17 protein-coding genes are annotated in these 21,225 nt (G+C 63.5%); 10 read left to right on the forward strand and 7 right to left on the reverse strand.

Going from position 1 to position 21,225, the window contains the following annotated elements; genetic code table 11:
- Positions 1-11: 11 nt before the first annotated feature.
- From HU749_RS10055 to HU749_RS10085, 7 genes are all read right to left on the reverse strand, one after another.
- On the reverse strand, positions 12-2,729 hold the full coding sequence (locus HU749_RS10055) for a nitrate reductase (RefSeq protein WP_186650246.1): 2,718 nt from the start codon (positions 2,727-2,729) through the stop codon (positions 12-14).
- On the reverse strand, positions 2,729-3,046 hold the full coding sequence (nirD, locus tag HU749_RS10060; RefSeq protein ID WP_018605256.1) for a nitrite reductase small subunit NirD: 318 nt from the start codon (positions 3,044-3,046) through the stop codon (positions 2,729-2,731). The genes HU749_RS10055 and nirD overlap by 1 nt, the downstream gene beginning before the upstream one ends.
- Positions 3,043-5,496: a nitrite reductase large subunit NirB gene (gene nirB / locus HU749_RS10065; protein ID WP_018605254.1), complete on the reverse strand. Its 2,454-nt coding sequence runs from the start codon at positions 5,494-5,496 to the stop codon at positions 3,043-3,045. Before nirB ends, nirD begins: the two co-directional genes overlap by 4 nt.
- 426 nt (positions 5,497-5,922) lie before the next feature.
- Entirely contained in the window at positions 5,923-7,593 is a 1,671-nt protein-coding gene (locus HU749_RS10070; RefSeq protein ID WP_046063806.1) for a bifunctional protein-serine/threonine kinase/phosphatase, read from the reverse strand.
- A 9-nt stretch (positions 7,594-7,602) separates the two neighbouring features.
- Positions 7,603-8,814 carry a nitrate/nitrite transporter gene (locus HU749_RS10075; protein ID WP_014337339.1) on the reverse strand — a complete coding sequence of 404 codons (1,212 nt, stop codon included), beginning with the start codon at positions 8,812-8,814 and terminating at the stop codon, positions 7,603-7,605.
- Between the two features lie 337 nt (positions 8,815-9,151).
- Positions 9,152-9,727, reverse strand: a complete 576-nt coding sequence (locus HU749_RS10080) for an ANTAR domain-containing response regulator (RefSeq protein ID WP_003199539.1) — start codon at positions 9,725-9,727, stop codon at positions 9,152-9,154.
- Positions 9,728-9,741: 14 nt separating this feature from the next.
- Positions 9,742-10,953, reverse strand: a complete 1,212-nt coding sequence (locus HU749_RS10085; RefSeq protein ID WP_018608725.1) for a CmpA/NrtA family ABC transporter substrate-binding protein — start codon at positions 10,951-10,953, stop codon at positions 9,742-9,744.
- A gap of 180 nt (positions 10,954-11,133) precedes the next feature.
- Here HU749_RS10085 and HU749_RS10090 point away from each other — a divergent pair, with 180 nt between their 5' ends.
- From HU749_RS10090 to HU749_RS10135, 10 genes are all read left to right on the forward strand, one after another.
- The gene (locus HU749_RS10090; protein ID WP_079302180.1) at positions 11,134-11,871 is read left to right on the forward strand and encodes a helix-turn-helix domain-containing protein; all 738 of its coding nucleotides are present in this window, start codon (positions 11,134-11,136) and stop codon (positions 11,869-11,871) included.
- A gap of 4 nt (positions 11,872-11,875) precedes the next feature.
- Positions 11,876-13,525: a type III secretion system outer membrane ring subunit SctC gene (gene sctC / locus HU749_RS10095; protein ID WP_186650249.1), complete on the forward strand. Its 1,650-nt coding sequence runs from the start codon at positions 11,876-11,878 to the stop codon at positions 13,523-13,525.
- Positions 13,522-14,628, forward strand: a complete 1,107-nt coding sequence (sctW, locus tag HU749_RS10100) for a type III secretion system gatekeeper subunit SctW (RefSeq protein WP_186650252.1) — start codon at positions 13,522-13,524, stop codon at positions 14,626-14,628. The genes sctC and sctW overlap by 4 nt, the downstream gene beginning before the upstream one ends.
- Positions 14,629-14,651: 23 nt before the next feature.
- Complete coding sequence (locus HU749_RS10105; RefSeq protein ID WP_079302177.1) at positions 14,652-16,703, forward strand: EscV/YscV/HrcV family type III secretion system export apparatus protein; 2,052 nt, start codon at positions 14,652-14,654, stop codon at positions 16,701-16,703.
- 65 nt (positions 16,704-16,768) lie between these two features.
- Positions 16,769-18,055 carry a type III secretion system ATPase SctN gene (gene sctN / locus HU749_RS10110; RefSeq protein WP_186650255.1) on the forward strand — a complete coding sequence of 429 codons (1,287 nt, stop codon included), beginning with the start codon at positions 16,769-16,771 and terminating at the stop codon, positions 18,053-18,055.
- The gene (locus HU749_RS10115; RefSeq protein WP_095974060.1) at positions 18,039-18,494 is read left to right on the forward strand and encodes a SpaM family type III secretion system protein; all 456 of its coding nucleotides are present in this window, start codon (positions 18,039-18,041) and stop codon (positions 18,492-18,494) included. The genes sctN and HU749_RS10115 overlap by 17 nt, the downstream gene beginning before the upstream one ends.
- On the forward strand, positions 18,491-19,390 hold the full coding sequence (locus HU749_RS10120; RefSeq protein WP_095974061.1) for a SpaN/EivJ family type III secretion system needle length determinant: 900 nt from the start codon (positions 18,491-18,493) through the stop codon (positions 19,388-19,390). The genes HU749_RS10115 and HU749_RS10120 overlap by 4 nt, the downstream gene beginning before the upstream one ends.
- Positions 19,387-20,310 (forward strand): FliM/FliN family flagellar motor switch protein, encoded by a 924-nt coding sequence (locus tag HU749_RS10125; RefSeq protein WP_079302173.1) that lies wholly within the window; start codon positions 19,387-19,389, stop codon positions 20,308-20,310. The genes HU749_RS10120 and HU749_RS10125 overlap by 4 nt, the downstream gene beginning before the upstream one ends.
- A complete protein-coding gene (locus HU749_RS10130; protein ID WP_079302172.1) occupies positions 20,303-20,962 on the forward strand; it encodes an EscR/YscR/HrcR family type III secretion system export apparatus protein in 660 nt (219 codons plus the stop codon). The genes HU749_RS10125 and HU749_RS10130 overlap by 8 nt, the downstream gene beginning before the upstream one ends.
- An 8-nt stretch (positions 20,963-20,970) precedes the next feature.
- Positions 20,971-21,225 carry an EscS/YscS/HrcS family type III secretion system export apparatus protein gene (locus HU749_RS10135; RefSeq protein ID WP_014337351.1) on the forward strand — a complete coding sequence of 85 codons (255 nt, stop codon included), beginning with the start codon at positions 20,971-20,973 and terminating at the stop codon, positions 21,223-21,225.

The following is a 21,225-nucleotide window of genomic DNA, read 5'->3' on the forward strand; positions in this document are numbered from 1 at the left end:
AGTGTTTTTCCTCACGAGATAGCCGCCAGCGGCTGCGCAGTGGCAACCAGCAGGCGCTTGATTTCCGGTACGCAGGAGCCGCATTGCGTGCCACAGCCCAGTTCCTGTTTGAGCCCCTGCAAGTCCAGGCCACGTTCGATGCCTGCGCAGATCGCACGCTGGCTGACGTTCATGCAGTTGCACAGCGTTTTACTGCCACCCGTTGCGGCGCCGACGTTGCCCGGCGGCGCGCTCAGAGGCGCCAGCAGCCAGCGCCGCAGTTGTTCATCGGCACGACCTTCCAGCCACAGGTTCTGCAGCCAGTGGCGGGCCAGGGTTTCGCCGGCCAGGCGAATGGCGGTGATGCGGCCGTTTTCGATGCGCACCCGTTTACCGATGGAGCGACGCGGATCGTCATAGGCCAGCACCGGCCCATCGATCAGGCCCAATTGTTCGTCGATGGCCTGGAGCAGTTGCGGTTCGGGAGCGATGGCGCTAGCAGCGCGAATCAGCAACGCGGGACGCTCACGGCCAGTCAGGCTCAGGCTGACGTAGGAAAACGCCTCGCACAGGGGCCGTAGGGCCTCCAGATGCTGTTGAACATCGCCTTCGATCAAGGCGAAAAGCTGCCAAGGCAGGTCCACCGGTTCCAGGCGCACGCCGCTGTGCTTGAGTTCCGGTTGTTTCGACAAGGGGTCGAAGGCCGGTTGCGTCAGGGTATTGACTCCACCCTTGAGGAACCGGTCGCCCCAGTGCATGGGCAGGAAGGCCTGGCCGGGGCGCACACTGTCGTCGCTGTCCACGGCCACGATCACGCTGCCGCGACGGCTCTTGAGGCTGACCAGGTCGCCCGCTTGCAGGCGATGCCGGAGCAGTTCTTCGGGGTGCAGGCTGAGTACCGCTTCGTTCACATGACCAAACAACTGCGCGGCGGTACCGGTACGGCTCATGCCGTGCCACTGGTCACGCAAGCGGCCGGTGTTCAGGGTCAATGGGTAGCGGGCGTCACGCACTTCCTTGGCGGCGCGATACGGGTCGGCCACAAAACGCGCCCGGCCGTTGTCGGTAGGAAAAATCCCGTCCACGTACAGGCGCGCCGTCCCGACCGTGGCTCCGTCCGGGAAGGGCCATTGCTGAGGGCCGAGTTGATCGATCAGGGCATGGCTGATGCCGGACAAGTCCAGGTCGCGGCCACGGGTCAGCTGTTTGTATTCATCGAACAGTTGGGCTGGGCTTTCAAAGGCGAACAGGCTCGGCAAGCTCGGGCGCAGACGTTTCTCCAGGCGTTGTGCGAAATCCACGGTGATTGCCCAGTCCGGACGTGCTTCACCCGGTGCGCCGATGGCCCGGCGGACGTGGGAAATGCGCCGTTCGGAGTTGGTCACCGAACCTTCTTTCTCGCCCCAACTGGCCGCTGGCAGCAGCAGGTCGGCAAACGCGGCGGTTTCGGTGGTCCGGAAAGCTTCCTGCAACACCACGAACGGGCAGGCTTGCAGGGCGTCGCGTACCGCAGTCTGGTCCGGCATCGATTGCGCAGGGTTGGTGCAGGCGATCCACAAGGCCTTGATCTTGCCGCTGCGCACCTGTTCGAACAGCTCGATGGCGCTCAAGCCAGTGGTGGCGGGCAGTTGCTCGACGCCCCAGTAGTGGGCGACTTCGGCACGATGCTCCGGGTTGGCGGCTTCGCGATGGCCCGGCAGCAGGTTCGACAGGCTGCCGGTTTCCCGCCCGCCCATGGCATTGGGTTGGCCGGTCAGCGAGAAAGGCCCCGCCCCCGGCCGGCCGATTTGCCCCGTGGCCAGGTGCAGGTTGATCAGTGCGCTGTTTTTCGCGCTGCCGGCGGTGGACTGGTTCAGGCCCATACACCACAAGGACAGGAAAGTCGGCGACGTGCCGACCCACTCGGCGCACTGCTGCAGTTGCTCGACGCTGATACCGCACAACTGCGCGACCATGGTCGGGGTGTAATCACGTACCAGGTTTTTCAGGTCCGCCAGCCCTTCGGTATGGGCCTTGATGAAGTCGCGGTCGACCCAGTCTTCCCACAGCAGCAGGTGCAAGATCCCATGGAACAAGGCGACGTCGGTGCCGGGCAGGATCGCCAGGTGCAGGTCCGCCAGGTCGCAGGTGTCGGTGCGCCGGGGGTCGATGACGATGATTTTCATCTGCGGTCGGCGGGATTTAGCCTCTTCGAGGCGACGAAACAGGATGGGATGGGCGTAGGCCATGTTACTGCCGACGATCATCACGCAATCGCTCAGTTCCAGGTCTTCATAGCTGCAGGGCGGGGCGTCGGCGCCGAGGCTGCGCTTGTAGCCCACCACGGCGGAGGACATGCATAGCCGCGAATTGCTGTCGATGTTATTGGTGCCCACCAATGCCCGGGCGAGCTTGTTGAAGGCATAGTAATCCTCGGTCAGCAGTTGGCCGGAGATGTAGAACGCCACGCTGTCGGGGCCGTGTTCGGCGATGGTCTCGGCGAAGACACTGGCGGCGTGATCCAGGGCGCTGTCCCAATCGGTGCGGGCGCGGGCCAGGCCTTTGCCCAGGCGCAGTTCAGGGTACAGGGCGCGGGCGGCGAGGTCGCCGGTCAGGTGCAGTGTCGAGCCCTTGCTGCACAGTTTGCCAAAGTTGGCCGGATGGGCGGGATCGCCGCTGACGCCGAGGATGCGCTCGCCATCATGCTCGATCAGGACGCCGCAACCGACCCCGCAATAACAGCAGGTCGAGGCCGTGATCTGGCGGTTCATCAGCTTGCGTCCCGCAGGGCCAACTGCACCCGGCCATTTTCGACCCGGGCCGAATGATGATGGGCGCAACCTACGTCGGGGGCTTGGGCCTGACCGCTTTCCAGGTCGATCTGCCAGTTGTGCAGCGGGCAGGCCACGCGCTTGCCGTAGACCAACCCTTGGGACAATGGGCCACCCTTGTGTGGGCAACGGTCATCGAGGGCGAACACTTCATCGTCGCTGGTACGAAAAATCGCGATATCGCCTTTCGGGCCATTGATGATGCGCGAACCCAGGATATTGATCTCTTCCAGTGCGCAGATATCCAGCCAGTTCATGCCGGCACCTCCAGGTTTTTCACGGGGATGACCTCAAACTCTTTTTTCAACTGAGGCTGTTCCAGGCGTTGTTTCCAGGGGTCTTGCTCCAGCGACAGGGAAAACTTCAACCGCTCATGGAGCGCTTTGCGCCGTTCCGAGTCTTCCAGCACGGCTTTCTTGATGTGCTCCATGCCGACCCGCTGCATGTAGTGCACGGTGCGTTCGAGGTAGAAGGCTTCCTCGCGGTACAGCTGCAGGAAGGCGCCGTTGTATTCGCGCACTTCTTCGGCCGTCTTGAGCTTGACGAAAAACTCCGCGACTTCGGTCTTGATCCCGCCGTTGCCGCCGATGTACATCTCCCAACCGGAATCGACGCCGATAATGCCGACGTCCTTGATGCCGGCTTCCGAGCAGTTGCGTGGGCAACCGGAGACGGCCAGCTTCACCTTGTGAGGCGACCACATGTTGAACAGGTCGTGTTCCAGCTCGATGCCCAGTTGGGTCGAGTTCTGCGTGCCGAAGCGGCAGAACTCGCTGCCCACGCAGGTCTTCACCGTGCGGATGGACTTGCCGTAGGCGTGGCCGGACGGCATGTCGAGGTCTTTCCACACGCCGGGCAGGTCCTGCTTCTTGATCCCCAGCAAATCGATGCGTTGGCCGCCGGTGACCTTGACCATGGGCACGTTGTATTTGTCGGCCACGTCGGCGATGCGCCGCAGTTCCGAAGGGTTGGTCACGCCACCCCACATCCGCGGGACCACGGAGTAGGTGCCGTCTTTCTGAATGTTGGCGTGGGCGCGTTCGTTGATCAGGCGCGACTGTGGGTCGTCCTGGGCTTCGCCGGGCCAGGTGGAAATCAGGTAGTAGTTCAACGCCGGGCGGCAGGTGGCGCAGCCGTTGGGGGTGCGCCAGTTCAGGTAGCTCATGGCCCCGGCGATGGTCAGCAGGTGCTGGTCGCGGATCGCCTGGCGGATCTGGCCGTGGTTGAGGTCGCTGCACCCGCAGATGGCTTTTTCGCTTTTCGGCTTGACGTCCGCCGCGCCGCCGACAGTGTTGATCAGGATCTGCTCCACCAGGCCGGCGCACGAGCCGCAGGAGCTGGCGGCCTTGGTGTGTTTTTTCACGTCATCGACGCTGAACAGCCCGTGTTCCTGGATCGCCTTGACGATGGTGCCTTTGCACACGCCGTTGCAGCCGCAGACTTCGGCGGTGTCGGCCATGCTCATGGCTTTGTCCTGGCCCTGGTGGCCTACGTCGCCCAAAGCGTTTTCACCGAACATCAAGTGATCGCGAATCTCGCTGATGCCGTGGTTTTCACGGATCTGGCGGAAATACCAGCCGCCGTCTGCGGTGTCGCCGTACAGGCAGGCGCCGACCAGCACGTCATCCTTGATCACCAGCTTTTTGTAGACGCCGCCGATGGGGTCGGAAAGGGTGATGGTCTCGGTGCCTTCGCCGCCCATGAAGTCGCCGGCGGAGAACAGGTCGATGCCGGTGACCTTCAACTTGGTTGAGGTGACCGAACCCTTGTAAGTGGCGAAGCCCAGTTGCGCGAGGTGGTTGGCGCAGACCTTGGCCTGTTCGAACAACGGCGCCACCAGGCCGTAGGCCGTGCCGCGGTGGCTGGCGCATTCACCGATGGCGTAGATGCGCGGGTCGTAGGTTTGCATCGTGTCGTTGACCAGGATCCCGCGGTTGCACGGGATGCCGGATTTTTCCGCCAGTTCGGTATTGGGACGAATGCCGGCGGCCATCACCACCAGGTCGGCGGGGATGATGTCGCCGTTCTTGAACTGGACCGAGCCGACCCGGCCATTGCCGGCATCGTGCAAGGCCTGGGTCTGTTCGCAGAGGCGGAATTTCAGGCCACGGTTTTCCAGGGCGGTCTGCAGCAGTTGGCCGCTGGTCTTGTCCAGTTGCCGTTCCAACAGCCATTCACCGATGTGGACGACGGTCACGTCCATGCCCCGCAGCTTCAAGCCGTTGGCCGCTTCCAGGCCGAGCAGGCCGCCGCCGATCACCACCGCGTGCTTGTGGGTCTTGGCGGTGTTGATCATCGCCTGGGTGTCGGCGATGTCGCGGTAGCCGATCACGCCTTCCAGGGTGTTGCCAGGAATCGGCAGGATGAAGGGCGTGGAGCCGGTGGCGATCAGCAGGCGGTCGTATTCGGCTTCGCTGCCGTCTTCGGCGATGACCCGGCGCTTGACCCGGTCGATCTCCACCACTTTGCGGTTGAGCAGCAGCTTGATGTTGTTGTCCAGGTACCAGCTCAGGTCGTTGAGCACGATCTCTTCGAACGTCTGTTCACCGGCCAGCACCGGCGAGAGCAGGATGCGGTTGTAGTTGGTGTGGGGCTCGGCGCCGAACACCGTGATGTCGTACAGCTCGTTGCTCAGCTTGAGCAGTTCCTCGAGGGTTCGAACCCCGGCCATGCCGTTGCCGATCATCACCAGTTTGAGTTTTTTCATCAGGGTTCTCCGCAAGCTCAGGTCCGCTTTATCACGGCGATCGGACTGGCTCGGTCATTTTTACGAAAACAAAAAAAGGCGTCCCGCTAGCAAGCTAGCGAGGACGCCTTTGTCCTGGTCCCGTTCTCTCGGGAAGCACCGCCTTCATCGTTGGAGGCGTTGCTTTATGTATGGTGAAAGAGGTTATGCAGTGGTTGTGCCAACTGGCTCGAAGGCGCGAATTTATTGAGCAGCGGGCTGGTTGAGCGGATTGGGGAGGGATTTATTGCACCGAATCAAAGCGTGTTGCCCGGTAATGGAGCGTGGAAGGGCTGGCGAGAAAGCTTTTGTGGCGAGGGAGCTTGCTCCCGCTCAAGCGCGCAGCGGTTGCCTGTTTTTTGGGTCTGCTTCGCAGCCCAGCGGGAGCAAGCTCCCTCGCCACGGTTGTCATGAGTGAAACACCAGGAACAGCAACACAATATTCACCACCAACGACACCAGCGCCAACGTCCGCCAGACCTTCAGTGGTTCCCTTTCCAGCAGCGGCCTGGGCCTTACGCTCAAGCTGCGGCGCTCGCCCTGTTCCAGCAGCAACAACCATTCCTCGGCCGTCTCAAAACGCTGCTCCGGATCCGCCGCGACGGCACGTTCCAGGCTCTGCCCGAGCCATTCGGCCAAGTCCGGCCGATAGCGACTGGCACTGACCGGCACGCCAAAGCGCGGGCGTTGAAAGGCTTCGATTTCGCCGTAGGGATAGTGCCCGGTCAGCAGGAAATACAAGGTCACGCCGACGGCATACAAATCCTGCTGCGCCGTGGGTGCGGTGCCGCCGAAGGCTTCCGGAGCGATGTAGCTGGGGGTGCCGGGCAAGACGTTGGCCTGGTCCTCGGACAGGCCCGGGCAGTACGCCAGGCCGAAATCCAGAAGGCGCAACTCGCCGTCGTCGCCCAGGTGCAGGTTTTCCGGCTTGATGTCGCGGTGGTAGATCTGCCTTCGATGCAACAGGCCTACCGCCCGTACCAGCCGCTGCGCCAGGTCCTGCCATTGAGCCAGGGGCAGCGGACCGCCCTGGTTGAACAGCTCGGCCAGGGTCGCACCTGGATACTCACGCATCACGTAGTACAAATGCTGACGCTGGGGAGCGCCATGGACCTCGGGAAACTGCCGCCCGGCGACGCGCTTGAGAAACCACTCCTCCGAGAGCAATGCCTGCCCAGCCCGGCTATCGTCCCGTAGCTGCACGGGCAAGGTTTTCAGCAGCCAGGGTTGGCCCTGGCCGTCGCGTACCCGGTAGAGCAACGATTGCTGACTCTGGCCGAGCAGGCTTTCGATCTGCCAGCCCTCGAACACCTGGCCCGGTTTCAGCGCAGGCGGCAGGGGCCATTGCTGCAACTGGATCAGGGCATCGCCAATGCTGGCTTCGCCCACGGCATCGACCCGCACCAACAAGGCGCTGGCGTTGTCCTGGCTACCGGCCAGGTGCGCGGCGTTGACCAGCGTCTGGGCCGCAAGGTCCAGGTCCGGTTGGTCGCGCAGGATGCCGGCGATGGCCGTGTCCCCCAGGACTGCCCAGACGCCATCGCTGAGCAATACGAAGGTTTCGTCGGTGCGCAGTTCCCCGTCGAGGAAGTCGAGGATCAGGTGTTGGTCCAGCCCCAGGGCCCGCTTGAGCACATGTTGCATGCCTTGCTGTTCCCAGACGTGATCTTCACTGACCCGTTGCAGATGATCGGCGTGCCAGCGGTAGACCCGGCAATCACCGACATGCGCGAGGGTGAAGCGCCGGCCCCGCAGGACCAGGGCGCTGACGGTGGTGAGCAGCGGTTGCCCGCCACCGTTGGCTTGCAGCCAGCGGTTCTGGGCCAGCAACAGCCGGTCGAGCGCCTGGGCCACGCCCCAGGTTTGCGGCGTGGAATAGTAGTCCAGGGCCAACGCCTGCAAGGTCGAGCGGGCGGCCAATCCGCCATCGGCGCATTGGCTCACGCCGTCGGCGATGGCGAACAGGTAACCCTTGCTGGCGGCCAAGGCCGGGGCGGGGGTGACCAGGCGCAGGGCGTCCTGGTTTTCCTCCCGTGGGCCGATGGCGCTGGCTTCGGCGAAACTCAATTGCAGGCTCATGGTTGCAGGTTATACCCGAGCAGCGGTGACAGCTGCCGAACCCCAAGTGGTTCTCCAGCGACGCTTGACGCCGTACAGGCCGAACCAGGCCAGGACACCGAGGCTGGCAAACAACCACAGGGCCAGTTGATAGCTGCCGGTGCTCTGCTTGATCGCGCCCATGCCTGCCGCCAAGGCGAAGCCGCCGATGCCGCCGGCCATGCCGATCAGCCCGGTCATCACGCCGATCTCGCGACGGAAGCGTTGTGGCACCAGTTGGAACACCGCGCCGTTGCCCGCACCCAAACCGAGCATGGTGCAGACGAACAGCGCCAGGGCCGCGTAGGAGCTCGGCAGGTTGAAGCCCACTGCGGCGATGCAGACGGCCGCTACGGTGTACATGCCCAGCAAGGTGCGGATGCCGCCGAAACGGTCCGCCAGCGCGCCGCCCAATGGACGCATCAGGCTGCCACCGAAGACGCAGGCGGCGGTGTAGTAGCCGGCCGTGACGGGGCTCAGGCCATACTGGTCGTTGAAATAGCCGGGCAGGGCGCTGGCCAGGCCGATGAAGCCGCCGAAGGTCACGCTGTAGAAGAACATGAACCACCAGCTGTCACGGTCGCCCAGGGCCTTGAGGTAGTCGGCCATGGATTTGGCTTTCGGCCGCTCGGGGGCGTTCTTGGCCAACCAGGCGAAGAGCACCAGGGTCAGCACCAGCGGGATCAGCGCAAAGCCGAACACGTTGCTCCAACCGAAGGCCACCGCCATCACCGGTGCGATCAGCGCCGCGAGCACGGTGCCCGAGTTACCGGCGCCGGCAATGCCCATGGCCTTGCCTTGATGCTGTGGCGGATACCACTGGGAGGCCAGCGGCAGGGCTACGGCGAACGAAGCGCCGGCCACGCCCAGGAACAGGCCGAGCAGCAGGGCTTGTTCGTAGCTGTGGATGCCCAGTTTCCAGGCGCAGAACAGCGCTCCGATCACGATCACCTGGCCCACCATGCCGGCGGTTTTTGGCGAGATCCGGTCGGCCAGCAGGCCCATGAACAAACGCAGCACGGCGCCAGCCAGGATCGGCGTCGCGACCATCAGGCCGCGTTGCTGAGTGGTCAGGTGCAGGTCGGCAGAGATCTGTACCGCCAGTGGACCGAGCAGGTACCAGACCATGAAGCTCAGGTCGAAGTAGAGGAAGGCCGCGAACAGTGTCGGGGTATGGCCGGATTTCCAGAAGCTTGAATTCATCGCGCACCTCAGCTGTAAAAGTCTCGAGAAATGAGTCAGTGCTTTGAGCAGTGCGCCGTCTGTGGTCGCACCACCGGTCCCGAAGGGCCAAAACAAAAAAACGCCGCAACCCGGATCGCCAGAGAGGCAAGAAGGGTGTGCGACGTCTTTGTCGTAGGTGGGGCAACCGCCGTTGGTTACCTGTGGGTTTGCTTAAGCGAGATCTGTGCCAACCTGGGAGATTGGGGGGGAGGCCTATCGCGAGCAGGCTCGCTCCCACGATGGGATCAGAGGTGTTCTCCGAACCTGTGGGAGCGAGCCTGCTCGCGATGGGGGCAAGGCAGGCGCTACAAGGCTTTCAGCCTAGCAGCTCATTCATGGCAATGATCTGTTCCGCCACCTGGATCAGCTTCTGCTGGCGGCTCATGGCCTGGCGGCGCATCAGGGTGTAGGCCTGTTCCTCGTTGCACTCCTTCATCTTCATCAGCATGCCCTTGGCCAGTTCGATGCGCTTGCGCTCAGCCAATTGCTGGTCCCGGGCCAGGAGTTGGGCGCGCAGGGCCTGGTCGCTTTCGAAGCGGGCCATGGCTACATCGAGGATCGGTTGCAGGCGCGCGGCGTGGATGCCTTCGACGATGTAGGCGCTGACGCCCGACTTGATCGCCTGGCGCATCACATTGGGGTCGTGCTCGTCGGTAAACATGACGATCGGTCGTGGCTGGTCGCGACTGACCAGCACCACTTGCTCCATCACATCGCGCCCGGGTGACTCGGTATCGATCAGGATCACGTCCGGACGCACCGTTTCGACGCGCGCCGGCAGGTCGATGGTCAGGCCGGATTCGTCAATGACTTCGAACCCGGCCTCAATCAGGGCAGCCTTGAGGCGACCGACTTTTTTCGCGGTGTCGTTGATCAGCAGGATACGCAGCATGGTCGTGGCTCCTGTCAGCGGCTGGCGAGAAGGGGAGCCGCATCGCTCAAGGCGTGCAGTTTGAAGCTGCGGGCGTACCCGGCCGGGTCCGAGCCGTCCCAGGTGGTGCCGTCGATCAGTTGGCTGCTGCGCATGTCCTGGCGCGGGGACGCGATGTCCAGTGCCGCGCAGGCTTCGCGGTAGAGCTTGAGTTGCTGGACGCCCTGGGCCACGGCCAGGTAATCCGGGTCTTCGCGCAGCAGGCCCCAGCGGCGGAACTGGGTCATGAACCACATGCCATCGGACAGGTACGGCAGGTTCACCTCGCCGTTGCCATGAAAGCGCATGGCGTGGGGATCCTGCCAACTGTTGCCCAAGCCGTCGGCATAGATGCCCAGCAGGCGCGGCTCGATGCAGTCCAGCGGAGCGTCGAGGTATTCGGGCGCACTTAACAGTTGCGCGGTGCTGCGACGGTTTTCGCTGCTTTGTTCGATGAAGCGGCTGGCTTCGAGGATCGCCATCACCAGGGCCCGGGCGGTATTGGGGTATTGCTCGACGAACGCGCGGGTGCAGCCCAGGACTTTTTCCGGGTGATCGGGCCAGATGGTCTGGGTAGTCGCCAGGGTAAAACCGAGGTTCTGCTTCACCGCGCTGGCGCACCAGGGCTCGCCGACGCAAAAACCGTCGATACGCCCGGCTTGCAGGTGCGCGATCATTTGCGGCGGAGGCACGACCACGCTGTCGACATCCGACAACGGGTGGATGCCCTGGGCGGCGAGCCAGTAATAGAGCCACATGGCGTGGGTGCCGGTGGGGAAAGTCTGGGCGAAGGTCAGTTTCGGGCGAGTTTGGTGCACGTGCCGTTCCAGTGCCTCAGGACTGGTCACGCCCTGGGCCTGCAGGCCATGGGACAGGTTGATGCTTTGGCCATTCTGGTTCAGCCCCATCAGCACGGCCATGTCGCTCGCCGCGACCCCGCCGATGCCCAGGTGCACCGCGTAGATCAGGCCATACAGGCTGTGGGCTGCATCGATTTCACCGCTGACCAGCTTGTCGCGCAGGTTGGCCCAGGACGCCTGGCGCTTGAGGTTCAGTGTCAGGCCGTAGGGCTGGGCGAAGCCCTGGGTGGCGGCCACGACGACCGGGGCGCAGTCGCTCAAGGCCATGAACCCGAGGTTGACCGCGCTCTTTTCCGGGGCATCGCTGCCGTTGACCCAGGCCAGGGGGTTGGCTGGAACTTCATTCATCGCGCTTCACCTTCCACTTAATCAGTTTGGCACTCATTTGGCCTTTGGCACCGGCGCCGATGAGCAGTAATGGTGCAAGGCATATGCCAGCCGAGCCCTCATCACCTTTCCATCAAGATTCCAGGCGTCGTGTCTTTCATCCTGTCGGTCCTTCCAACGCCACTTAGCAAAGGAGACGGCATGCAGGACACATCCATTCGCGCCACAGCATTGCCTGATCTGGGCGAGCGCGTGCTGCACCTGCGCGTGGCCCGGGCCCCGGTTCAACTGAGCGCCGGGCGGTTGGGCCGCAGCCACTGCCTGCCCGTCGGTTGGGAGGGGTTGGTGGTACAGAGCGATTCGCTGCGCTTCTGTGGCGGCGAGTTGCATGTCACGCCGGTTTGCGAAGCGACGCTGGTCAAGCTGCAGGCGTTCCTGGACATGAGCGATGCCCTGGTGGATGCCGGGCAAAGACTGGACGCCGGGCCATGGGCCCTGTTGCCGGTGGCAGGGGAAACCGTCCGCTCGCCGCAACGGTTCGAACGCTGGTACATCGGCCAGGCGATGAGCGGCACGCCGGCCTATCACGCGGTCGCCCACCTGCTGCGTCATCACGAGAGCTACGGGCTCGTGCGTTTCCTTCTGGAGCAAGGCACCCGCAGCGAAAAGCTGAACACGCTGGCGCAACGCTACGGCGTATCGGTTTCGCATTTTCGCAGGCTTTGTCGCCAAGCCCTGGGCTCTGCGGCCAAGCCGGCCTTGCGTGGTTGGCGCACGGCCCAGGCGCTGTTGAACATGAGTCTTCAGGGCGGCTCGTTGACCGATGTCGCGTTGGAGTTCGGCTTTGCCTCGTCGTCACATTTTTCCAAGGAAATCCGCGAACTGGTGGGTTTCGCGCCCAGCAGCCTGGCGGATATCACCTACCTTCCAGGCAAGTGAGCCGATGAGCCGCCAACCGTTATCCCTGTCCCGGTTATCCGCCTGCTTCAGCATGGTGATGCTGTTCGCATCCGGTGCCGCAAGGGCCGATGTCTATACCTTCGAAGCCCGCGAACAGAGCGCGCGGACCTTTTTCAGCGAGCTGTCCGGGTCACTGGGCAAGCCAGTGATCGTCAGCAAGGCCGCGGCGGCCAAGCGCATTGGCGGTACGTTCGACCTGCGCATGCCGCAACGGACCTTCGAGCGAGTCAGCGCACAGATGGGGTTGATCTGGTACAGCGATGGCCAGGCGACCTATCTGTATGACGCCTCGGAAATCAAGAGCGCGATGATGTCGCTGCAGACCCTGACCGTCGCCAAGCTCCAGGCGTTCCTGGGGCGTTCGGGCTTGCACGATGCGCGTTATCCGCTGCGTCACGACGGTTTGCGGACCTTCCATGTGTCGGGTCCGCCGATGTATGTCGACCTGGTGGTGCAAGCGGCCGGGCTGATGGACAACCAGCGCTCGGAGCTGTTGCTGGGCAAGCAGCAGATTGGCGTCATCCATGTGCGCAATACCTTCGTCAGCGACCGCCGCTATGAACTGCGCGACGACAAGGTGACCATCCCCGGTATGGCCACCGTGATCGAGGACCTGTTGCGTGGCGAGAAGCAGCAGGTCGAGCCGTCGGTGGCCCAACCCGCCACCCCGCGGCCGCGGGGCGCGATGCCGGTGTTTCCCCTCGAAGGCCTGGCGAACAGCTCTTCGGACCAGGATCCGACGGCACCGCGAATCATTGCGCGCGAGGTGGCCGCCGGCAACATTCGGGTGGTGGCCTACCCGGACACCAACAGCCTGTTGGTCAAGGGGCTGCCCGAGCAGGTGCGCTTTATCGAGAATCTGGTCAATGCCCTGGACACGCCGAAACGCCATGTCGAGTTGTCGTTGTGGATCATCGATCTGCACAAGGACGAACTCAATCAGTTGGGTATCAACTGGCAAGGCGCGGTGAAGTCAGGCGGGCAATTCAGCGCCTCGCTCAACGCCGGTTCGGCCACCACCCTCGACGGCGCCTCGTTCGTGACCCAGGTCATGGCGCTGGAGCGCACCCACCGGGCGAACGTGGTCTCGCGACCGGTGATCCTGACGCAAGAAAACGTGCCGGCGATCTTCGACAACAACCGCACGTTCTACGCCCCGCTGGTGGGGGAGCGCAGTGTCGATCTGCAGCACATCACCTACGGCACGCTGGTCAGCGTACTGCCGCGCTTCGCCCAGGCGGACGAGATCGAGATGTCGCTCAATATCGAGGACGGCAACGAAGTCGAGAATCCCGGCCGGGGCGAGCAACAGAGTGCGTTGCCGACGGTCGGACGCACGCGCATCAGTACCGTGGCGCGGGTGCCCCAGGGCAAGAGCCTGCTGGTGGGCGGCTTCACCCGTGACGATCATGGCGAGCAGGTTGGACGCGTGCCAGTGTTGGGATCGATTCCGTGGATCGGCCGCTTGTTCAGCTATCGCCAGAACCGCTCGGCCAACACGGTGCGGGTGTTCCTGATCCAGCCCAAGGAAATCCGCGACGCTCTTGAACCCGTGGAGACGGGCATGCCGTTGCTCAGTCCTGAGCAGCACGAACGTGTGCGCCGAATGTACTTCCGGATGTCAGGGCAATGATCCTGCCCCCGGTTTCCCTGGGTGGCCGGGCCGCCCAGGCGCGGCTGAACGCCGAGAAGGCCGCCGAACATCCACAACCGCAAGTCGACGCCGAGGCGGGGCTGGACGACAGCGCAACGGCGGCGGTGGCGCAGCGCATCGTGCAGATCAGCGACGAGCTGTCAGCGGCGCTGACGCAGTTCCGTGGTCGGCGCTTGTTCGAACTCAAGTCCGAGACGCTGACCGACACCTTCGAACGCGTGCTCGAGGACGACACCGTGCCCAAGGCTCGACAGGTGCTGAGCCTGGCGCGGCTGGCGGACAAGCCCGTGGCCTGGTTGCTGCAAATGGCGCGCAGCCTGTTCCCCGATGACAGCGACCTGGCGCTGGTGCTGCGGGCATTGTTGCGCCGTCGGAACCTGGAAACCCGCACCCGCCAGCGGCTCGAAACGCTGTTGCAGACGGTGGTTGCCCAAGGCTCGCCCAAGCGCATGAATGCCGGGATCAACGCGGCGCTCAAGGCCAGGATGTTCGGCAGGAGCATGGCGGTGCGGGCCGGCCTGCTGCGCGAGACCTACCGGGATTTTCTCGAGTCCGACGAAGGCCCACTCAGTTGCTACCAGGACTGGATTGCCCTGTACGGCCCGGCACAGCGCACGAATGTGCTGGCCTTCATCGAAGCCGCGCTGCTTACCGACATCAGCGCCCAGGACCCCAGTTGCTCGCGCATCGAGTTCGGCCAACTGTTGACCCGGGTCACCGACCTCAAACGCCTGCGCTCGGCCGACGCGCTGTTTATCGGCACCGTGCTCGGCGATGCATTGCTCTGCCGGCACAACCCCCACGAGGCCGACTGGCTGGTGTTCATGTTCGGCGTGTTGACCTACCCCGATGACCTCGACCAGCTGTTGCTCGGCGCGTTGGGCGAGCAGGTGCTGCTCAGTGCCCACCGGGAGCGCTCGACGGTGTTGCAGGCCGTGCGTCGGCTCAGCCTGCAATTGCCGACGCCGCTGTTTGCCGATGAAGAGGCGCCGCAACGCCTGGCCATTCAATTCACGCGCCTGGCCGACGTTGCCTATGCCCACGAATGCATCGAACAGCGCCGGTCCGGCGGTCACCCATGATCTTGCCCCGGAGCTAGGCCTGAATGCTCAACGTGTTCTTGCGCAATGTCGGCGCGCGCCCGGAGCTGCTGATCCTCACCTTGATGGTGATGATCATCGCCATGCTGATCATCCCCTTGCCGACAGTGCTGGTGGACTTTCTCATCGGCCTGAACATCGTCATCTCGCTGTTGGTGTTCATGGGCTCGTTCTACATCGAACGCATCCTCAGCTATTCGACGTTCCCGGCACTGCTGCTGTTGACGACCTTGTTCCGGCTGGCGCTGTCGATCAGCACCAGCCGGCTGATTCTCAGCCAGGCCGATGCCGGCGAGATCATCGCGTCGTTCGGCGACTTCGTGATCGGCGAAAGCCTGGTGGTGGGTTTCGTGATTTTTTCCATCGTCACCATTGTCCAGTTCATCGTGATTACCAAAGGCTCGGAACGGGTCGCCGAAGTGGCGGCGCGCTTTTCCCTGGACGGCATGCCCGGCAAGCAGATGAGCATCGACGGCGACCTCAAGGCCGGTGCCATCGATGCGGCCCAGGCGCGGGAAAAACGCAGCGTGCTGGAGCGTGAAAGCCAGTTGTACGGCTCTTTTGATGGGGCGATGAAATTCATCAAGGGCGATGCCATCGCCGGCATCATCATTATCTTCGTCAACTTCATCGGCGGCATGGCCATCGGTGTCGGGCAATTGGGCATGGACCTGTCCACGGCCTTGTCCACCTACACGCTGTTGACCATCGGCGATGGCCTGGTCGCGCAGATCCCCGCGCTGCTGATTGCCATCGGCGCCGGCTTCATCGTCACCCGAGTCAACGGTGATGACAGCAACCTGGGGCGCAACATGCTCACCCAGATGCTGGGCAATCCGTTCGTGCTCGGTGTCACCGCGTTGCTGGCGGTGGGCGTGGGCCTGTTGCCCGGTTTTCCGCTGCTGACCTTTCTCTCGATTGCCAGTGTGCTGGGGCTGGTGGTGTTTGTGCGCCATCGCAAGTCCTTGCGCCAGGCCAGCCCGGGCGAAAGCCGCAACGAACCTGCCGAGCCAGGCGCGGGGCAGGGTGAGTCGGGGTTGCTCGATGACGTCGACAACATTGCCACCGAAACCATCGCCCTGATGCTGCTGGTGCCCACGGTGCGCTTGCAAGCGCTGGAGAAGGAGCGTTGGGCAGCGCGCTTTCGCAGCCAGTTCTTCGTCGATTACGGGCTGCGCATTCCCGAACCGCGGCTACGGGCCAGCGAGGCGTTGCCGGCCCATCAAGTGGCGGTGCTGATCAATGAAGTGCGCGCCGAGCAGTTCGATATTCATTTCGATCACTGGCGCCTGCTGGACTATTCGCCGGAGCTGGAGCCGTTGGGCTTTGCCCTGGTGCGTGGCAACGACAGCAATCGCCTCGGTGGTGTCTGGGTCAACGCCGCCGACCGCGAGCGCGTGCAGCAGTTGGGCTATCACCTGCGACCTGCCGACGAAGAATGCTATCGCTGCCTGGTCACGCTGCTGGCGCGCAACATCCAGGAGTTTTTCGGCGTGCAGGAAACCAAGCAGTTGCTCGATGAAATGGAAGCGCGCTACCCCGACCTGCTCAAGGAAGTCTATCGCCACGTCACGGTGCAGAAGATCGCCGAAGTGCTGCAGCGCTTGATCGGCGAGCGCATCTCCGTGCGCAACATGAAGCTGATCCTCGAATCCCTCGCCCATTGGGCCTCCCGGGAAAAGGATGTGCTGGCGCTGGTCGAGCATGTTCGTGGCGCGATGGCCCGCTACATCAGCAACAAGTTTGCCCAGGGCAACGATCTGCGGGTGCTGCTGTTGTCGGCGGAGTTCGAAGACGTGGTGCGCCGGGGCATCCGGCAAACCTCGGGTGGCAGTTTCCTCAATCTGGAACCGGCCGAATCGGAAGAACTGATGGACCGCCTCAGCGTCGGCCTGGACAGCGTGCACATCGCCCACAAGGACATGGTGCTGCTGTGTTCGGTCGATGTGCGGCGCTACATCAAGAAACTGGTCGAGGGACGTTTCCGGGAGCTGGACGTGATGTCGTTCGGCGAAGTCTCCGAGACCGTCTCGGTCAATGTCATCAAGACGCTTTGAGGAGATCTGCCCATGCTGGACACCTTGGTACTGGCCACCGAAACGCTGCTGCGAAGCCTACGTCGATGAGCCTGCGTCTGGAAAGACTGGCGGCTCATCCCCTGCGTTTGAGCGGCCCATTGATCGAAGCCGCACTGAGCGAGGTGGTGGTGGGCGAAATCTGTGAGGTGCGCCGGCATTGGCGTTCGCCCCACGTCGCCGCCAGGGCGCAGGTCATCGGCTTCAAGCCTGGCGCGGTGCTGCTCAGTTTGCTGGGCGAGGCGAAAGGCTTGTCCCGGGAGTCGATGATCGTGCCCACCGGCTCGACCCTGCAACTGACCTGCAGTGATGCCTTGCTCGGCAGTGTTGTCGATCCCCAAGGCGTTATCGTCGAACGCCTGGCGCCGTCGACGGCGGTCGCCCAACGGGACTGTCCGGTGGATGCCGACCCGCCGTCGTATCAGCAACGGCGGCCGGTGGTGGAGCCGTTGCGCACCGGCATTCGCGTCATCGACGGTTTGCTGACCTGCGGTGTCGGCCAGCGCATCGGCATTTTTGCCGCCGCCGGCTCCGGTAAAACCACCTTGATCAACATGCTGATCGAGCACACGAACGCGGAGGTTTTTGTCATTGGCCTGATTGGCGAGCGCGGGCGCGAAGTGACCGAGTTCATCGAGCATTTGCGCCAATCGCCCATGTGCAACCGTTGCGTGGTGGTGTACGCCACGTCGGATTTTTCCTCGGTGGATCGCTGCAACTCGGCGCTGCAAGCCACCACCATTGCTGAGTATTTTCGCGACCAGGGCCGGCGCGTGGTGCTGTTGCTGGACTCGTTGACCCGCTACGCCCGCGCTCGCCGCGACCTGGCCTTGGCGGCCGGTGAAGCACCGGCGCGGCGTGGTTATCCAGCCTCGGTGTTCGATGCCTTGCCGCGCTTGCTCGAACGTCCGGGCGTGACCGCGTCGGGCAGCATCACCGCCTGGTACACGGTGCTGCTGGAAAGTGACGACGAGCCGGACCCGATCGCCGAGGAGATTCGCTCCATCCTCGACGGCCACGTCTACCTCAGCCGGGCCCTGGCCGCCAAGGGGCACTACCCAGCGATTGATGTCTTGCACAGCGTCAGCCGGGTGGCGACGCAAGTCACCTCGCCACAGCTTCGGCAACTGGCGGCCGCGACCCGCGACACCCTGGCGCGTCTGGAACAATTGCAGGTGTTGCTTGACATGGGTGAGTACAGCCCGGGCGTGGACGCGGCCAATGACCACGCGCTGCAACGTCGCGATGCCCTCAACCAGTGGCTGCGCCAGCCAACGGATCAATGCGTTGAACCGGATGAAACCTTGCGGAGCCTGCATGAACTCATTGCTTGATCGACGGCGCCTGCTGGCCTTCAGTCAGTTCCGTCGGCAACGCGGCGAGCAGGCGCTGTTGCGTGTCCAGCGTCAGTTGCAGCCGCTGTTGCAGGAGCAGTCCGGTTTCGAGGAGCAGGAGGCTGCGCTGCAACGTTTGTTGAGCAGTCATCGGGCCAATGACTGTGTGCTGGATCACGGGCGGTTGTTGGCGTTGTTGCGAACCCAGGCGGTCATCCGTCGGCGCATCGATCTGCTGCGAGTCGAACGTGACCGCGTGGATCAGCAGCGCCGGCAGGTCGAGCAACAGCTGCAGGTGCAGCGCGAACACCTGCGTGGGCTGCAACGCAAACACGACAAGTATGAGCGTGCTGTCCAGCAGCTGTTGCGTGGGCAACGTCTTGAGGCGGTGCGCCGCGAAGAACGAGAGCTGGAAGAGTTGATTGGAGTTCGGCGATGAAAGAGGTCTGTGTGCCGCCAACCCGTCTGGTCCACGCCCTGGAACCGGTCGACGAAGGCCCGCTGGATGAGCTGCAAGATCTGCTCGTCCCGGTGCCGGAGGATGAGCTGCCGCAAGGCGTGCTGGACCTTGTGGTTGCGCTGGTTCGGCAGCAGCGACCCCCGATGGAAACCGCCCGTGTGCTGGCCTGGCATGCGATGAGCGTGGGGGAGGAAACGCAGGCGCTCGATCGTGATGAGGCGCAGCCGATTGCCCGGGAAACGCGGGCGGTTGAAGCCGATGGCAGGCGATTGGCGGCCCGGGAAACGATGGCTTTTCCTCAGGCAGGACCGCTGTTCAGCGAGCCCACACAGCGTCCGTTACTGCAACGTCCGTCACCGCAACGCCTGGAGCCTGTTGTTGCTGTCATCGATAAAGCCACAGCGCCGAGGGATGGGGTGTCGATCGAGCCGCTGCCACTGGACCCTGTCATTGTTCCCCATGCACGGTCGGCCCCCCGTATCGACGAACAGTTGTCCCAAGCGCCGTTGAGCTTTCAGGGCACGCGCCATGGGGCACCGATTGCACCGGCGGCCCTGCCTGCACCAGCGCTGCCGCCAGCACCTGAGGTCATGGTCGAGGTCTTGCCGGACACGGGCCGGGGCTTGCTGCAAATACCGTTCAGTCGAGGGGCGGCCAGTGGACAGATCACGATCAGCCGGCTGCCTGAAGAGCCCACTCGGAACCTGACGCTCAGCCCAAGCAATGCCCTGGTGTTCGAGCAACTCAAGGCACCTTTCGAGCTGGCCCGGGAGCCCGCCTGGCGCTTGACTGACAGTGGCGGTGAGCAGCCGCGCCAGGGTTCGCAGCAGGCGCCGGATGAGGAGCAGGACGAACAGGGCGAGCGTCCGGCATGAGCGCGTTGCAGCTACGCCGGGTCGACCCTCTGGCGCATGCCCAGGCCCAGGCGATTCAACGCTGGCGGCGTGCCGGGCGCGATGCGGGGTTGGGTCGGGTGCCAGAGCGCTCCGGCTATTTGCGGTTTTGCGCCCAGGGTGACGGCGGCGACTGGCAAGGGCTGATCGCGGCCCATGACTGGCTACATTGCGCGCTTCCACAGTTGCGGTCTTTGCTGACGAGCGAAACGTCGTGGACGAATGTCCTCGGATTGTTTCGTGCCGCGCCGCGCCCCTTGCTGCTGGAAGTGGATGAGCTGCACTACCGGGCGCTGTCCGACATCGAAGGCGTCGCTGCGGCGCGATTGCCAACCCACGACCTGCCATGGCTCGACACGCCTCGGGGACGGGTGTGGTTGCTGCAATTGCCGCCGGTATCCGTTGCCGGCGAACGCTGGGGCGTCGGCTCATGGCTGGATGCATTGCCATTGCGTCTGGAACTGCTCCTCGGCTTCAGCCACTTGAGTCTTGCCAGTCGACTGCGCCTGGATGAGGGCGATGTCCTGCGCATCGTCCAGCGAACTCAGTGGTGCTGCCTGGCCGACCGTTGCCTTGGCACTTTTACCTTTACCCAAGAGGGGCTACACATGCAACCGACCGTGAGCGATGCCAGTCCAGAGCAGCCGCCGGAACCCGACGCGGCTATCGACCTGGGCGCGCTGCCGGTGCGCCTGGAATTCCTGCTCGCCACCCACCCAACCGACCTGGCAACCCTGTCGCGCATCATCGAGGGGCAACTCATCCCGTTGGCCGAAGATGCCGCGCGGCACATCGAGGTGCGCGCCAACGGCAAGCCGGTGGCCCAGGGGGAACTGGTGCAGTTGGACGGCCAGTTGGGGGTCGAGTTGTTCAAGGTCTATCGAGCGGGCGCCGATGAATGACGTCTCGCTGATCGCGCTGCTGGCGTTCGCTTCGCTGCTGCCGTTCCTGGTGGCGGCGGGCACCTGCTACATCAAGTTCTCCATCGTCTTCGTCATCGTACGCAACGCGTTGGGCCTGCAGCAGGTGCCATCGAACATGGCGCTCAATGCGATTGCCCTGATGCTGGCGATTTTCGTCATGACGCCGGTCATGAAGCAGGGCCATGACTACTACAAGACCGAGGCGGTGACCTTTACCGACATTGCGTCGGTGGTGGACTTCGCCGAGAACGGCCTGGGCAGCTACAAGGATTACCTGCGCAAGTACACCGACCCGGAGCTGGCGCAGTTTTTCGAGCGGGCCCAGGCGTTCCAGGATGAAACCGACGCGGGCTTGCCTGCCGATGAAGAGGTTGAGGCCTCGCTGTTTTCGCTGTTGCCGGCCTATGCGCTGAGTGAAATCAAAAGTGCCTTCAAGATCGGCTTCTATCTGTACCTGCCCTTCGTGATCGTCGACCTGGTGATCTCCAGCATCCTGCTGGCGCTGGGCATGATGATGATGAGCCCGGTGATCATTTCCGTGCCGATCAAACTGGTGCTGTTTGTCGCACTGGACGGCTGGGCGTTGCTGTCGACCGGGCTGGTCAAGCAATACCTGACCTTGCTGGCCTAGGTGCGCCGATGAACGATCTGGTCTATGCCGGCAACAAAACCCTGTACCTGATTCTGCTGATGGTGGCCTGGCCGATCATCGTCGCCACGGTGGTCGGCCTGGTGGTCGGGTTGATCCAGACCGTGACGCAGCTGCAGGAGCAGACGCTGCCGTTCGGCTTCAAGCTGTTGGCGGTGGCGGCGTGCCTGTTCCTGCTTTCGGGCTGGTATGGCGAAACCTTGCTGGATTTCAGTCGTGAAGTCATTCGCCTGGCGTTGAGTTAG

It is taken from the genome of Pseudomonas ogarae (assembly GCF_014268695.2).
Classification (GTDB): Bacteria; Pseudomonadota; Gammaproteobacteria; order Pseudomonadales; family Pseudomonadaceae; genus Aquipseudomonas; species Aquipseudomonas kilonensis.

Bases quoted from the DNA above. Each gene is read 5' to 3' on its own strand.
- HU749_RS10055 (WP_186650246.1), bottom strand. From the start codon at position 2,729: ATGAACCGCCAGATCACGGCCTCGACCTGCTGTTATTGCGGGGTCGGT.
- nirD (WP_018605256.1), bottom strand. From the start codon at position 3,046: ATGAACTGGCTGGATATCTGCGCACTGGAAGAGATCAATATCCTGGGT.
- nirB (WP_018605254.1), bottom strand. From the start codon at position 5,496: ATGAAAAAACTCAAACTGGTGATGATCGGCAACGGCATGGCCGGGGTT.
- HU749_RS10070 (WP_046063806.1), bottom strand. From the start codon at position 7,593: ATGAGCCTGCAATTGAGTTTCGCCGAAGCCAGCGCCATCGGCCCACGG.
- HU749_RS10075 (WP_014337339.1), bottom strand. From the start codon at position 8,814: ATGAATTCAAGCTTCTGGAAATCCGGCCATACCCCGACACTGTTCGCG.
- HU749_RS10080 (WP_003199539.1), bottom strand. From the start codon at position 9,727: ATGCTGCGTATCCTGCTGATCAACGACACCGCGAAAAAAGTCGGTCGC.
- HU749_RS10085 (WP_018608725.1), bottom strand. From the start codon at position 10,953: ATGAATGAAGTTCCAGCCAACCCCCTGGCCTGGGTCAACGGCAGCGAT.
- HU749_RS10090 (WP_079302180.1), top strand. From the start codon at position 11,134: ATGCAGGACACATCCATTCGCGCCACAGCATTGCCTGATCTGGGCGAG.
- sctC (WP_186650249.1), top strand. From the start codon at position 11,876: ATGAGCCGCCAACCGTTATCCCTGTCCCGGTTATCCGCCTGCTTCAGC.
- sctW (WP_186650252.1), top strand. From the start codon at position 13,522: ATGATCCTGCCCCCGGTTTCCCTGGGTGGCCGGGCCGCCCAGGCGCGG.
- HU749_RS10105 (WP_079302177.1), top strand. From the start codon at position 14,652: ATGCTCAACGTGTTCTTGCGCAATGTCGGCGCGCGCCCGGAGCTGCTG.
- sctN (WP_186650255.1), top strand. From the start codon at position 16,769: ATGAGCCTGCGTCTGGAAAGACTGGCGGCTCATCCCCTGCGTTTGAGC.
- HU749_RS10115 (WP_095974060.1), top strand. From the start codon at position 18,039: ATGAACTCATTGCTTGATCGACGGCGCCTGCTGGCCTTCAGTCAGTTC.
- HU749_RS10120 (WP_095974061.1), top strand. From the start codon at position 18,491: ATGAAAGAGGTCTGTGTGCCGCCAACCCGTCTGGTCCACGCCCTGGAA.
- HU749_RS10125 (WP_079302173.1), top strand. From the start codon at position 19,387: ATGAGCGCGTTGCAGCTACGCCGGGTCGACCCTCTGGCGCATGCCCAG.
- HU749_RS10130 (WP_079302172.1), top strand. From the start codon at position 20,303: ATGAATGACGTCTCGCTGATCGCGCTGCTGGCGTTCGCTTCGCTGCTG.
- HU749_RS10135 (WP_014337351.1), top strand. From the start codon at position 20,971: ATGAACGATCTGGTCTATGCCGGCAACAAAACCCTGTACCTGATTCTG.